Origin of the sequence: Clostridium sp., from assembly GCF_029267215.1 — a bacterium.
Lineage (GTDB): Bacteria > Bacillota > Clostridia > Clostridiales > Clostridiaceae > Sarcina.
This window is the reverse complement of sequence record NZ_JARIDH010000055.1, coordinates 1-12,558: the sequence shown is the minus strand read 5'-3', so window position 1 is coordinate 12,558 and position 12,558 is coordinate 1. Positions and strand designations below refer to the sequence as shown.

The window sequence follows — 12,558 nt, the reverse complement described above, 5'->3', positions numbered from 1 at the left end:
TAAAAATATTTAAGTTAAAAGATTTTGTAGTATCTCATAAGTATATAAATTTATCTAATGAGGAGAAAATGGTTATAGCAGAAGAATTAGATAATATTATTGAGGAACTTATAATTTTAAAAAGTTTTGTAATGAAATAGAGAGAATATATGGAACAATGTTATTTATTTAAAGAAGATAATGAATACTACACTTTTGAGAAAGATGTTAAATCATTTATAGATAATATACACATTCCAAAGGATAAAGTTATTTGGTGTCCTTTTGATAAGAAAGAGAGTGCTTTTGTAAAAGTGCTAAGTGAGAATGGTTATAAAGTTATTTATTCACATATAGATCATAATCAAGATTTTTTTGAATATGAACCACAGGAACATTATGATTTTATCATTTCTAACCCACCTTTTAAAGGTAAGGCAAATATTATTAGGAGACTTAAAGAGTTGAATAAACCTTTTGCTATGATATTTGGTATTCAATGTTTCAATAGTGGTGGGTTTGTAAGAGAGTTAAAAAGTATAGAAGACTTAAAAATGATTTTTCTAGTCAAGAGAATGAAATTTCATAAAGGGGTAGAAGACCCTAAATTACCACAACCAACTTTTCATAGTATGTGAATATGTGATTTATATGAACTACTACCATGAGAAGAAGGTAAAACATTTGAAATTTGAGAGGAGTAATTATGAGATTAAAAGAAAATTTTGAACCATGAGAAGAAAGATTAATTCAAGAAATGTTGGATTTAAAATCTAAACTTAGAAATCTAAAAAAATATTTAAAAGAGCATCCAGAGAATGAAGAACCTGATAGTAAGAAAAGACATAATTTATTTTTAATGAGATTACAATCATGGGAAATGGAAAGTTATTTAAACATTCTAATTGAAAGATTAGAAATATTAGGGATATGAGATGAGCAATGAAATTAATTTATTAAAGACTTGCCCTAACTGTGGATTTCATCATGTACCTTACAGGAAAGATTACCTTAAATGTTTATGAGATGGCAAAACTTATAAGTGTGCCATGTGTAAGATTGAATTTCAAGTTGGAGAAGAAAATGGAGAATAAAGATTGAAGAGAAGTCCAAAGATTACTTGCTTGATATGTTTTAACACCAGCAAGTAAAGAAGAGTTGGATAAGCATTTAGACATGTTGCTAAAAATGTTAATGAAAGCAAAGATTGAGAAAAATGAAACAACCAAAAAACAAAGACAAAAAAATTAATTCAATGGGTATTAATTTACTAGAAACAGACATTCCACATTGAACCAAAGAGGAAGAGGAAGAACTAAAAAAGCAGGCTTTCTACAATGAAGAAGAAGGTGAAGAAATAAAAAGAGTGTTTAAGGCACTTGCTAAAATGTAAAGATTAAAGGAGAAAAAATGGAAACAATTTTAAAAAATTATTTTATTACCCACCAAGGGCAATGAGTGAGTTATGAAGACATACAAAGGGTTTTTAAAGTAGAAATGGAACCTGGAATTATTAGAAGTATGATTTCAACATTAAGAGACCAAGAGCACATGGTTATTCTTTCAAAGAAGAGAGTAGGTTATAAGTTTATTGACTTAGACCAAAAGCAAGAGGTAAAGATTTTGCTAGACATTATTTACCAAGCAAGAAAAGAAATTAATAGTGCTAAGAAAGCATTAAGAATTTATAACAAGAACTTAGATAAAGTTACTGATTATGTTTATGAAAATTTAAATGAGGATTTTGCTGAGTACTTACAAGAAGTTAAGGTTGCTTGTGGTTTTGAAGGAGACACTGAGGACCTTGTAGATACTATTGAAAGTGAGAGAGAAGAAGTTAAATTCTTTTTAGAAGAGTTGGAAGGTAAAGAAAATGGGAAGAGCAAGTAATTGTTTTGCTTGTGGAGATATGCTGACAAAGGAAAAAACAATTAATTTTCAAAGACATTACTATTGTAAAAGCTGTGGTGAATACTGTATTAAATTCACTGCTAAACTTGAAGCAAAGAAAAATAAGAAATAGGAGATTAAAAATGAATAACAATATTTTAGAAGTTAAAAAACCAAACAATCAATTAGTAGAAGTTGATAAAAAAGAATTACAAGAAAGTGTAATTACATATTTAAAAGCAAACAATCTTAATTTAACTGAGGTTGAACTAAAACAATTTATGTTGCTTTGTATGATACATAACTTAAACCCAATTAAAAAAGAGGTTTATGCTATCAAATATAATGATAAGTTTGATATTATTACAAACTACAATGAGTACTTAAAAAGAGCAGATGCTACTGGACTATTAGCATATTACAGGGTTGAAATGATTGAAAATGAAAAGGACCCAAGATACCCATTGAAAGCTGTTTTCATTGGTAAGAGAAAGGACCAAGAACAAGAGTTTAGAACTGAGTGTAGATTTCTTGAATACACTACTGGTAAAAGTACTTGAAGTTCTAAACCTTGGTTTATGTTAGAAAAATGTGCCTTAGCAAAAGGATTAAGAATGATGTTTCCTAATGAAATTGCTAACATGCCTTATGTTAATGAGGAACTTTGATATAACAACCAAACTAACAATGATATTGTAAAAGAACACATGATTGCTAGTGGTGAGATAAAAAGTGAAAAAGAAGAAATAGATTTAGCAGGAGTGATTGATAATGAATAAATTTGAGTTTAAAGGTACTGTAAGTTTTGCTAAGGGCAAGACTAAGCAAGATTGCATAAGAAGTGGTGAAAGAAAAAATGGTGGTGGAGAGTATAAATTACTAAACTTTACACTGTTTAATAAGAAATGTGGTTATGTTGATTGCACTACTTTTGACCCAGTGATTATAGAAAACATCCAAGAAGGTCAAGCAATAGAGTTAATTAACTATATTCCTAAAAAAGAAAGTTGAACTAATCCAGTCACTGGAATTATTACTTACAAAACTACAATGAATGTTAAAGAAGTAAAGTTATGTGTGGATGTAGAAGCAACTAAATCTTCAAGTGTGAGTGGTTGAATTGATGGAAGAGTAGAAGCACCTACAATTACAGAGCAAGAGGTTGAGGCAATGCTTAAAAGAGATGAAGAGGTTAAGCAGTTAGAAGAGTTATTTGATAACTTAGGTCAAACACAAGAAGTTAATAATCAAGAAGAGGAACAAGAAGAAGAAGGACAAGATAGTGTAAATCTTGATGAAGTCTTCTTAAAACTATAATCAAGGAGAAAGTATGAGAATAGAAAAACAATTTATACCACTAATTTTAAGTGGTAAGAAAAAATATGAATTTAGAAAAACAGAAGACAAACAAAAAGTTTATAAAGTTGGTGATAAATTTTATTTTTTAAAACTTCTTGGTGAAATAGAACTTATTAGTCTTTTAACAAACACAAGGATTAAAGTTTTTGAAACTGAATTTACCAAAGAATATTTGGTGAGAATTAGAGCAAAAGACAAAGCTGTTAATGATGAATTCTATGGACTAAATGAAATAAAAATTACAAAAGAAGAGTATGTTTGATTTTTAAAACATAAAGAATATATAGGGGCACCTAATAATAAACTTCCAATTTATTTATATAAGTGGGGTAAGACAGAAGTTGAAACATTAGAAACACCTGAGGAATGGTGAGAAAAATGATTAAAATAGCATTTGATATTTCAACAACCCAAACTGGAATATGTGTTTTATGAGACAATGAAATTAAATATTCCTCTAATATCAAACTTCCAATGTTTAAGTATGAGGAAAAGACTTTAAAAGAAATTAGTAGAAAAATTAAGAGTGAGATTGTCAATGTAGTTTATGTTGTAGAACATTGTGTTTTAGAACAAGGTGAAAAAATCATTCTTGGTAGTGAGTTAAGCAATTTTGAAAATCCAGAGTTAAACCAAAAGTTTAGTTGAATTGGTAGTCAAATATTCCTTTGATTTTCAATATTCTACAAAGGTGAGTTTGAGTATAAGCAATTCAATGCTAACCAATGGCAAAGATTACTTTTAGGTTGAACCCCTAACAAAGACAAGTCCATTAGCAAGAAAGAAGCAAGACAAGCACTTAAAGATAAGAGTAGAGAATTTACTAAATCACATTGTGATAGATATATTGGGACTTGGACTGAGGACCAATGTGATGCCTTCTGTATTGCCTATATTTTAGAAAAGTTAGAGGGAAAAGAAGATTTAAAGCAAAGAATATCACTAGAACATAGGAAAAATAAAAGAATAAAGCAATTAGAGAGCAATTTAAAGAGTTTAAGGGTAAAACTACATAGAGAGAAAAAAGACCTCTTAAAAAGCAAGCAATATCAAAAATGAGAAAAAGAATTAAAAGAGTTAAAAAATGAAAAAGAAACTAAATAAAGAGGAACTTAAAAAGTTTTTAAAAGACCTTGAAGATACAGAAGAGCATGTTAAGAATATGAAGTGAGATGAAACTACTAAAATTAGTAAAGAAGATTTTGAGGAAAATAGAATATATACATTAGCACTTGCTAATGCTTTAAAAAAAGAATGTAGAGAAAAGTTGAAAAAAAAGTAAAAATGTAGTATAAATTAATTGTTGAGACAGTAATATTTCTCTTTTGAAACACTTTATCTTATTGTGCTTTTCTTTCTAAAAATATATATTGTTTTTCTCTTTACTCATTTCCTACTGTCTTAACAACAAAAGAAAATACACCTTGATTGGTGTATTTTTTTATTTTCTAAAACCTTGGGATTAACTCTATTTTAAATGTGTCTCTAAACTCTAATGGTTGATTAGCAGGAGAATAGAACCTTTCACTAATTCCCTGCACAATTACCATGTATGTTCTATAATCAACAACTTTCATTTCTAAACTTACTCCATTATTTTCTTCTACAAGTCTTACAGCTATTTTATTTACAGAACAACAATTTCTTACTTGAAACTGTGCTGGGTAGTCTGGGGTTCATGTTTCTCACTGAGTAAATACATCTTGTCCATTAGGAAGTACAATTTCATGCCACTCATTTAAGGCCCAATCTTTTATTTTAAAACCACCAAAATCATAAGTTCATGTTCTATGAAATGTTTTGTAATCAACTCCACCCCAGGGTTTAGCAAAACCAACTGGAGCATGAATAAGATTTTCATTTGAAATTCTAATATCAAGGTAGTATTTTTTAAATTGCTCAAAATTAGAAACTATATCAGTGTAATCTCATATTCTTGTTTTTTGAACCCTATTATAAAATTGCCCTTGTGATTGGTAAATATCAAAAGGTTTCCCTGCTTGATTTTCTGTCACTGAACCACTAATTTCACCACTACTAACTAGTCTCCAAAATCTCTTTTTTTCTATATCAGCATCAGGTTGGATTCTGGTTCAAACACAAGTTAAAGCATCTTTTTTGATTTTAGGAAGTTTAATATCAGCACCTAATGGAATTGGTAATTCCCTTGGATAAGGCAATGGGTCTGTAAAGAATAAGTTTTCTCTATTAAACACACTTGTATTTTTAATAGTTCATATTGACCTTAAAGAGTTAGTCCATTTTCCTTCACTTTGATAAACACCACTTCATACAACTTCATCATAAGCATCTTTAAACTCTACACTAATCTCACCATTGAAGCAAGATTGTATCATAATTCTATCAATAATAAAACCTTCATATTCTATATCATTAATGCTTCTTAACTCTTCTTCACCACTTAGTAGTAAAGGACCACCATCACTTAAAAGTTGGTTTCCTTCTTCATCCACTGTTTGACCTACATTAGCAGTGTTAAATTCCTTACCATATCTATTGCTAAAAAACTCATCAGTCAATTCAGCTTCAATCCCTGTAACCATTGTACTTCCATCAAAAAATATACTTGAAGGATTATCTTTACTTTGAGATTGTAGAATGTTAAAAGATAACTTATCACTAAAACTATTATCTTTACCATATTGGTTGTTTAGTTCTACTAAGTCAGCACTAATAAGCCCTCTAAAACTTTGAAAAGTAGGAGTTGTAGCCCATTGGATTAATGTAGCACTAATTCCAACAAAGGCAACAGTAAGCCCTAGTGCTAGTCCTAACTTTCCAGGGACTGAGGCACCTATACCAATAGCACTCTTAAAAAATCAACCAAAACCTAATGAGGAATAAGCACTCATAGGAAGTTCTTTCATAATCTTTTGAGTTCAAAAGTTGTCTCACATGTGATCATGTATAATTTTATTTCCACCAATGCTATATCCTACATCAACCCCATAACTTGCTAATCCTTTAAGTGTCTTTCTTTTAGTTTCAAACCTTCATGGTTCTCTAACAATATTACCACCTGAGGTTGTGTGAGTATTTCCATAAATAGAATGTGTAAAAGGGGCAGTGTAATTATTACTTGGGTTTGTCTTTCTTAACTCAGTCAAGTCAATTTTTAATACCCCTTGGTTTTCTCACTTGTTAATTGGAGATGCCATGCCTTTAAGGTTTTCCATCATGTCTTTAATTCCAAGGACTTGTGGTACAAACTCACCAAAATAAAAGTTTTGTGTTTCACCTTGTCCTCTTAAAAGATTAGGAGTTGTAGGAGGAATAAAGTTCATTGGAAAAATTAATTCAGGTGTTCCATACTTTTTAAAATTTTGTCCCTCTTTAACTTTTCTACCAATAAATGCTATGGTTGCTGGAATACCTGCCCCAAAATGTTTAACAACCACTTTTTTAACAGGTCTATTCATTGTCTTTTGATAATCAGCACTAATATATTTACCATTTTCAAGTTTTCAATAGTCAGTACCAGGTTTAAGTTTTTCAAACTCTTCTTTTCCTAACTTTTCAGGTCATTCAACACCATAAACTATTGGTTCTAAATAACCTTGACCTGGGGCATTAGGCATAATATTTTGTTGTCTTGCCCTGCCAGAGTTAGCATAAGTTTGATTAACACTCTTAAAAGTGATAGTACAACCTAAGTATTTATCATAAAGGTAGTTCTTATTAACACTTTCTATTCTAAACAAAGTACTTTTATAAAGTTCAGGGATTTTATAAAACATGAAATCATAAGTTTCATCAATTTCAAAGTTTTTGTTAAACCTCATACTAACAGTAATTTGACTTTCTTGTGATTTGTACTCAGTAAATGACTTATCAGTTTCAACTACAATATCTTTGGCATTCAACTCTAACTCTCCAAGTAGGTAATCACCAAGTTGATAAGATACTTCCATTTCTTTTGTTTCAGGGTTTTGTGTAGCACTAACACTACCTTTTCAAGCAATTACACAGGCATCATTTCCAGTTCATATTTGCTTAAAAGTTTCATAGTCATTTGGGTTTCTAACACCTTCTTTATAACCACTATTGGTGTAGGTTTCCATTCCACTTACTTGAAAGGGAATAACAACAAAAGTATTATTAACATTGTCTATGGTGTCTGTCTTTTCAAACCTATTAACAAAATTATCTATCTTTGCTACATTACTCATTAATTAGTTTCTCCTTTATCTTCATCAGGGTCATCTTTTGTAGGTGCTCCACCTTCTTCATCAATGGATAAGTTAGCACCACCACCAATTGATAAGCTTGTAATAATATCATTTGCTTCATTAAACTCTTTGATTTGGTTAAACTTTTCTTCTGCTTGTGTTCTTGTTAAGTTATTTTCCTTAGCAATGAAATCAACTAAGTCCATAGACCCTATTTGTACTTGCTTAATAATGTTATCAATTCTACTTGTGTTATCTTCTGCTAAGTTTCCATTGATTTTAAACATAATATCACTAATCTTACAGCTAATATTATTTGCTTTCATGTAGCAATAGATTAAGTTAGTAATTTCTCTTTCTCTATTCTTAATCTTTTGGTTCATAAACTCTATCAAGTTTGCTCTTGCTTGGGCACTTTCACTTGCTGTTTTTTGAGCACTTCCACCTTCACTAATTCTACTAGCATTACCAAATTTAAAATAGTTATCAACTAAACTATCAAGTGTATCCATGTACTTCATGTAATCACCTTGTCCCCCTTGGAAACTAACCTTTGGAGAAACCCCAGTGTCTGTTTCAATAATAAAGTCTTCTAGCATATCATCACTTAATATTCCATCACTAATTGCTTTAATAGAGTTTTTAAGTGAGTTCATTGTCTTTTGGTCAGCATTTTCAATGTATGCTCTACTATGGTTAAAATAAAGTTCTTTTTGTAAGTTCATTAGTGTTGAGTAAAAAGCATCTTCAAACTGTGTTGCTCCATATCAATCACTTAATTGTAAATAATCAAACTCATTGTAAAAGAATTGTACATAAGGAAGATTAAAGAATTCAAACAGTGGGACAAAACCTAAATTATGGTCTCACCTTTCAACAAGTCCTAACTCTTCAAACTTTTCACTAACATCCATTATTCTAACTTCTTTACCCTCTTGATTTCCTCATAACTCATTTTCTACATAAGTTGGGGTGTATTTAGACTTAACAATATAGTTGTTAGCATCAATAACAACTTTTGTATATAACACTGCTAATTGTGGGGTCATAAACACTCTTGCTACTCCATTGTAGTAGTAGGGAATAGGGGTATTAACATAAACCTTCCCATTCTTTGTTTTTTGTAGTGCTAAAATTACCCTACCATTTAAACTTAATTCTCTTTCCATGAAATAAAAAAGATTGTCAAGTTTGCTTTCAATTCTTAACTCTTCAAAAGCATTGACTACTTTCTCATTTTTTGAGGAAAATTCAAAACCTTTACCTCATATATTAGTTGCTATTCTTTTTGCTAATGAAGTTCTAAGATTGTAGATTACTTGCTCTCTTCTAACAGGTTTATTAGAATCTTTGTAGTTCCTACATTTTTGTATATTCATTTTTTTATCTCCTTAATAAAAATTTAGTATCTATATTTGCTGACTTAACCAACTTGTAAATGAAAGGTTCAACACCATATTCAAAAGCATTAAGACCATCATCATTTTTCTTTGCTCTCTTTCTTGTCTCAGTGTCTTCATAATAAGCACTTTCCATGTTAGACCTTAACTCATTTACTTGTGGTGCTAGTCTTAACATTTGCTTAGACATAACAGCAGTTGTTAAATCAATTCTATCTTCTGTTTTAAACTCTTTGCTACAAGGGACAAACTTTAATCACCTATCACACCTAAATTGTCTTGCCTTCTCATTTAGTAAAGCAATAATTCCAATGTTTTGGTAATCACACCTTACTTTCAATGGGTAAAATTGACCTGCCCCTACTTTATTACAGTAAGTAACCATTTGCTCATAAAAGAATTTAATAATATTTTCACTAACCACCTCTGTTGATTTTTGATATTGCCTATTATCACTTACATACTCTCCATAAATGTCTATTCCATTATCCATGGTAGCACCCATGAAGTAGCACACTGTTTTAGAAGAGTGGTCTTTTGTCCCTCAACCATAATCTAAACCACCAACAAGATACTCATGCTCTTGATAAACTGCTTGTCCTAAATGACCTAGCAAGTGAGTATAGATTGCTCCTTCCTCATAACCTGGTAGTCCTCAGTCAGTAGTCATTGCTCTTCTTTTATCAAAATTCCAAGTGTCTAAAATATTGTTAATATCACTTTGACCTAATACATCTTTTGCTACTCTTCAATTAGTGTAGTGGAAGATTACATTTTTAACATAACCCTCACCAAGTTTGATTTCATAACTTCCAAACTGCTCACCAGTCTCTTTAAGTAGATTAACATCTCAACTTTGATATTTTCCACAATAACTTACATATCAAGAAGATTTAGCCCATGGGTTACATATTTGAAGGTCAAGTACTGATACATTATCTTCTAACCCTCTAACTGCTTCTTTCAGTGCTAAAACATCTTGTTGTGGAAATTCAAAGATTTCTTCAAACACTCTAATAATGTGAGTAACTCCACCAACTCTTGCTAAACCACTCTTTTTTGCTTTGTTAGTCTTGTTTTGTGAGTTAAGACCAATCACTCTAATTTGATTAGCACCAACTTTAATAATTAACCTTGTCTTGTTTTCAACATAATGAACTCCAAGTAATTCAAGAGCATCAATTATTTCATCATATAACTCATTAGCATCTTTTGTTTGGTATCTAAAAAAGAAGAAAGCACATTTCTTTTTCTCTCTAATAATATCTACAAGCATTCCAATTGTTAGCTGAACACTTACACTTTTTCCACTTTTTCTACCACCAACAATGTTAATCTCATCTTTTGGAAACTTAACTTTATCTAAAACTGGTTTAATAACACAGTCATTTAAGTATCTATAACTTTTTAAAACTTTAATCAATTTGGTGCCCACTATCATTTGTTAAGTCATATTTGATTAACTTTGGACTATTGCTTTTTTCTTTTACAAGTGGTGGATTTTGTTTTTCATAAACTCATTGAAGGGTTTTATAGTCAATGTGTCTATCACCAATTTCAGGGTGAGCACTTTGATAAGTACATTTCTCTATAATATTTGCTTCAATCTTGTTTTTAAACAATTCTAAGTATCTTCAAACTTTCTTAGCATTCTTATTGCCTTGTGTTGCTTTCTCTCTTAAATCAACAATGTCTTGCTTAATTAAGCCCATGTGGTTTAACAATCCTAAAAAGGTAGGGACAGGGCAAGTAGAAACATATTCTCTTATTCTTTCTTCTACTCACTTAGGGTTAGTAATCTTTGCCTCAGCATCAAACAGAAAAGTTAAGTCCATTATTCATCCCCAGTCATTTTTGCTTTTCTACAAACTTCACTAACTTCATTAACAAGTGCTCTTAGCTGATTAACAAAGTCTTCATCATTTCTAAAATTACAGTTAGCATAAGAAATCATAATTGTCTTCTTGTAATTATAAACTTCTCATTCATTCCATTTTAAAAGGGTTTTAGCATTCTTTGGTATATTTACACTCAAAGAAACTTTTTGTTGCTTAGAAGTGCTTATTTTGCTATTTTTAAGCATTTCTTGTGGTATTTGATTAAGAATTTGTTGTACTTCCTTCTTGTGAGTATCATTTAACCACTTTTTTAGTCAAAATCCTATCAAAGTTGAAGGTGTTAAGAAACTTGAAACAAAACCAAACCAAACTCACATTCTACCATTTGGTTCAATAGTAGAATAAACAATACTTAAAATTAGAAATACAATGCTAATGATAAATAATAGCACTTGGAATGTTCTACTAATAATTCTTTTTTGATTATCATCCATATTTTTCCTCCATTATGTTATATCAATTCATTTTTTGTTAAAGATAATTACCAAACCACTCTAATATTCTTTTTCAAAGTGATTTTTTATTCTTGCTCTTTTTTTGCTTTTTCATTTATTTTCCTTAACTCTTCTATTCTTTCATTTCTTGCTTTCTCTTTTTCAATGTTTCTTTTTAATTCTTGTGTTTGTCTCACTTGGACTGCTTTAAATTTTGCTTGTCTCTTTTTTTCTAGGTTCTTATCTAAATTTTCATTGTAAGCAACTCATTGTTCTAGTGTAATAAATCCATTGTCTAATTGTTGGTCTAATTGATTTCTAACTTCTTGCTCTAACATATCATAGAAAAAGTGAGAAGTTGTAAAGCATAAGCAAGCACTTAAAAATGGTATCATAACACTTAAAACAATGTCTTGGTCTCTTCCAACATATTCACTTACATTAATCCCTCAGTAAGCACCATTGAAAATGATTAAGAAAAGTAATAGTGTAATTCCAAAAGTAATTAATATTCAATAAATGACTTTCTTTGTTTCCTTTGTTAATCTTTTAAGCATAAATTAACCTTTCTTTTCTATCTTGTCTAAAATCTTGTTTAATCTTTTTTCCTCTAAGTCTTGTTTCTTTTCAAACTGCTTGTCTTCTCTATGGTTTTTGTAAAGAAACTTAATAAATGAATAACTAATTAAGGCACCTAAACCCATAAAGAAATAAAAAATAAACTTGTTGTAGAAGTGATATTGAGGTATCCAATCATTTTTATTCTCTAAAATGTAGTAAAGTGCTTTGTTAGTTAAGCAGTCTCAGTATGATAACTCAGTGGTTTTATTTTCAATGCTTACTTCCACTGGAATAATATTCATAACCAAACAAGTTATAGTAGCAGTGTTAAAAGCAATTATTAAAAATGCTTGTAAAACTCTTCATAAAATGTTTTTTGTTTTGTTAGTCATTATTAATACCTCTCACTACACCTTTTTTTATTTCATTTATGTCTTTTAGAAATTCAACACCAATTAATGGTTTATTGATTCTTGGTGTGAATGGTTGTTGGTCTCCCACATAATTTTGAAATCTAAAATTTGCTCCACCTCAACCACCAGGTCCAATTATTCATTGGTTATATGAGGTAATAAACATATTTGAAAATCCTTCATTTGGGTTATCACTACCACCACCAATTACGTAAGCACCCCACTTTAATTGAGGTGTTTGGTTCATTTTAATTAATGAATCACCAAAAGGTGTTCCAGTTGGACTTACACCAATAATTTGTTGGTCTAATAGATTGTAATCAACATTTTCTTGTAAATTATGTTTAGTTGTAAAATCTTGAAGTTCTACATTTGACTTAAAGAAGGCAACTTGCCCTTTTAAGAAAATTGTATTTATGTATTCAATTGTTGGT

The 12,558-nt window shown here is 30.0% G+C and carries 19 protein-coding genes; 9 read left to right on the top strand and 10 right to left on the bottom strand.

Annotated elements, in window-relative coordinates:
• Positions 1 to 149 precede the first annotated feature (149 nt).
• The 9 genes from Q1K13_RS09775 (at position 150) to Q1K13_RS09735 (ending at position 3,876) form a co-directional block, all read left to right on the top strand.
• Positions 150 to 617 carry a hypothetical protein gene (locus Q1K13_RS09775; protein WP_300350176.1) on the top strand — a complete coding sequence of 156 codons (468 nt, stop codon included), beginning with the start codon at positions 150 to 152 and terminating at the stop codon, positions 615 to 617.
• Positions 618 to 727: 110 nt separating this feature from the next.
• Complete coding sequence (locus Q1K13_RS09770; RefSeq protein ID WP_498038042.1) at positions 728 to 913, top strand: crAss001_48 related protein; 186 nt, start codon at positions 728 to 730, stop codon at positions 911 to 913.
• A gap of 524 nt (positions 914 to 1,437) precedes the next feature.
• On the top strand, positions 1,438 to 1,869 hold the full coding sequence (locus Q1K13_RS09765) for a hypothetical protein (RefSeq protein WP_300350171.1): 432 nt from the start codon (positions 1,438 to 1,440) through the stop codon (positions 1,867 to 1,869).
• Positions 1,853 to 2,002 (top strand): hypothetical protein, encoded by a 150-nt coding sequence (locus Q1K13_RS09760; RefSeq protein ID WP_300350168.1) that lies wholly within the window; start codon positions 1,853 to 1,855, stop codon positions 2,000 to 2,002. The genes Q1K13_RS09765 and Q1K13_RS09760 overlap by 17 nt, the downstream gene beginning before the upstream one ends.
• A gap of 10 nt (positions 2,003 to 2,012) precedes the next feature.
• Complete coding sequence (locus tag Q1K13_RS09755) at positions 2,013 to 2,429, top strand: recombinase RecT (RefSeq protein WP_300350165.1); 417 nt, start codon at positions 2,013 to 2,015, stop codon at positions 2,427 to 2,429.
• Between the two features lie 211 nt (positions 2,430 to 2,640).
• On the top strand, positions 2,641 to 2,880 hold the full coding sequence (locus Q1K13_RS09750) for a hypothetical protein (RefSeq protein WP_300350162.1): 240 nt from the start codon (positions 2,641 to 2,643) through the stop codon (positions 2,878 to 2,880).
• A gap of 159 nt (positions 2,881 to 3,039) precedes the next feature.
• Positions 3,040 to 3,186, top strand: a complete 147-nt coding sequence (locus Q1K13_RS09745) for a hypothetical protein (protein WP_300350159.1) — start codon at positions 3,040 to 3,042, stop codon at positions 3,184 to 3,186.
• Positions 3,187 to 3,199: 13 nt separating this feature from the next.
• Positions 3,200 to 3,490, top strand: a complete 291-nt coding sequence (locus Q1K13_RS09740; protein WP_300350157.1) for a hypothetical protein — start codon at positions 3,200 to 3,202, stop codon at positions 3,488 to 3,490.
• Between the two features lie 212 nt (positions 3,491 to 3,702).
• Positions 3,703 to 3,876, top strand: coding sequence for a hypothetical protein (locus Q1K13_RS09735; protein WP_300350154.1), 174 nt, complete (start codon positions 3,703 to 3,705; stop codon positions 3,874 to 3,876).
• Between the two features lie 800 nt (positions 3,877 to 4,676).
• On the opposite strand, the gene Q1K13_RS09730 is transcribed toward Q1K13_RS09735, so the two are convergent.
• From Q1K13_RS09730 to Q1K13_RS09685, 10 genes are all read right to left on the bottom strand, one after another.
• The gene (locus tag Q1K13_RS09730; protein ID WP_300350151.1) at positions 4,677 to 4,805 is read right to left on the bottom strand and encodes a hypothetical protein; all 129 of its coding nucleotides are present in this window, start codon (positions 4,803 to 4,805) and stop codon (positions 4,677 to 4,679) included.
• A gap of 711 nt (positions 4,806 to 5,516) precedes the next feature.
• Entirely contained in the window at positions 5,517 to 5,792 is a 276-nt protein-coding gene (locus Q1K13_RS09725) for a hypothetical protein (RefSeq protein ID WP_300350148.1), read from the bottom strand.
• A 591-nt stretch (positions 5,793 to 6,383) separates the two neighbouring features.
• Positions 6,384 to 6,668 carry a hypothetical protein gene (locus Q1K13_RS09720; protein ID WP_300350144.1) on the bottom strand — a complete coding sequence of 95 codons (285 nt, stop codon included), beginning with the start codon at positions 6,666 to 6,668 and terminating at the stop codon, positions 6,384 to 6,386.
• Positions 6,669 to 6,770: 102 nt separating this feature from the next.
• Entirely contained in the window at positions 6,771 to 7,112 is a 342-nt protein-coding gene (locus tag Q1K13_RS09715) for a hypothetical protein (protein WP_300350141.1), read from the bottom strand.
• Positions 7,113 to 7,232: 120 nt separating this feature from the next.
• Positions 7,233 to 7,418: a hypothetical protein gene (locus tag Q1K13_RS09710; protein ID WP_300350139.1), complete on the bottom strand. Its 186-nt coding sequence runs from the start codon at positions 7,416 to 7,418 to the stop codon at positions 7,233 to 7,235.
• A complete protein-coding gene (locus Q1K13_RS09705) occupies positions 7,418 to 8,143 on the bottom strand; it encodes a hypothetical protein (protein WP_300350136.1) in 726 nt (241 codons plus the stop codon). Before Q1K13_RS09705 ends, Q1K13_RS09710 begins: the two co-directional genes overlap by 1 nt.
• Positions 8,144 to 8,801: 658 nt before the next feature.
• The gene (locus Q1K13_RS09700; protein ID WP_300350134.1) at positions 8,802 to 9,008 is read right to left on the bottom strand and encodes a hypothetical protein; all 207 of its coding nucleotides are present in this window, start codon (positions 9,006 to 9,008) and stop codon (positions 8,802 to 8,804) included.
• Between the two features lie 66 nt (positions 9,009 to 9,074).
• Positions 9,075 to 9,311 (bottom strand): M14 family metallopeptidase, encoded by a 237-nt coding sequence (locus Q1K13_RS09695; protein WP_300350131.1) that lies wholly within the window; start codon positions 9,309 to 9,311, stop codon positions 9,075 to 9,077.
• A 390-nt stretch (positions 9,312 to 9,701) separates the two neighbouring features.
• Positions 9,702 to 10,241 (bottom strand): terminase large subunit domain-containing protein, encoded by a 540-nt coding sequence (locus tag Q1K13_RS09690; RefSeq protein ID WP_300350129.1) that lies wholly within the window; start codon positions 10,239 to 10,241, stop codon positions 9,702 to 9,704.
• A gap of 2,022 nt (positions 10,242 to 12,263) precedes the next feature.
• Positions 12,264 to 12,558, bottom strand: a 295-nt coding sequence (locus Q1K13_RS09685; protein ID WP_300350127.1) for a hypothetical protein, incomplete at its 5' end; no start/stop codon positions are given.

Bases quoted from the DNA above. Each gene is read 5' to 3' on its own strand.
- Q1K13_RS09720 (WP_300350144.1), bottom strand. From the start codon at position 6,668: ATGAATAGACCTGTTAAAAAAGTGGTTGTTAAACATTTTGGGGCAGGT.
- Q1K13_RS09745 (WP_300350159.1), top strand. From the start codon at position 3,040: ATGCTTAAAAGAGATGAAGAGGTTAAGCAGTTAGAAGAGTTATTTGAT.
- Q1K13_RS09705 (WP_300350136.1), bottom strand. From the start codon at position 8,143: ATGAACTTACAAAAAGAACTTTATTTTAACCATAGTAGAGCATACATT.
- Q1K13_RS09735 (WP_300350154.1), top strand. From the start codon at position 3,703: ATGTTTAAGTATGAGGAAAAGACTTTAAAAGAAATTAGTAGAAAAATT.
- Q1K13_RS09760 (WP_300350168.1), top strand. From the start codon at position 1,853: ATGGGAAGAGCAAGTAATTGTTTTGCTTGTGGAGATATGCTGACAAAG.
- Q1K13_RS09730 (WP_300350151.1), bottom strand. From the start codon at position 4,805: ATGAAAGTTGTTGATTATAGAACATACATGGTAATTGTGCAGGGAATT.
- Q1K13_RS09725 (WP_300350148.1), bottom strand. From the start codon at position 5,792: ATGGTTACAGGGATTGAAGCTGAATTGACTGATGAGTTTTTTAGCAAT.
- Q1K13_RS09775 (WP_300350176.1), top strand. From the start codon at position 150: ATGGAACAATGTTATTTATTTAAAGAAGATAATGAATACTACACTTTT.
- Q1K13_RS09710 (WP_300350139.1), bottom strand. From the start codon at position 7,418: ATGAGTAATGTAGCAAAGATAGATAATTTTGTTAATAGGTTTGAAAAG.
- Q1K13_RS09695 (WP_300350131.1), bottom strand. From the start codon at position 9,311: ATGGATAATGGAATAGACATTTATGGAGAGTATGTAAGTGATAATAGG.
- Q1K13_RS09740 (WP_300350157.1), top strand. From the start codon at position 3,200: ATGAGAATAGAAAAACAATTTATACCACTAATTTTAAGTGGTAAGAAA.
- Q1K13_RS09755 (WP_300350165.1), top strand. From the start codon at position 2,013: ATGAATAACAATATTTTAGAAGTTAAAAAACCAAACAATCAATTAGTA.
- Q1K13_RS09750 (WP_300350162.1), top strand. From the start codon at position 2,641: ATGAATAAATTTGAGTTTAAAGGTACTGTAAGTTTTGCTAAGGGCAAG.
- Q1K13_RS09700 (WP_300350134.1), bottom strand. From the start codon at position 9,008: ATGTCTAAGCAAATGTTAAGACTAGCACCACAAGTAAATGAGTTAAGG.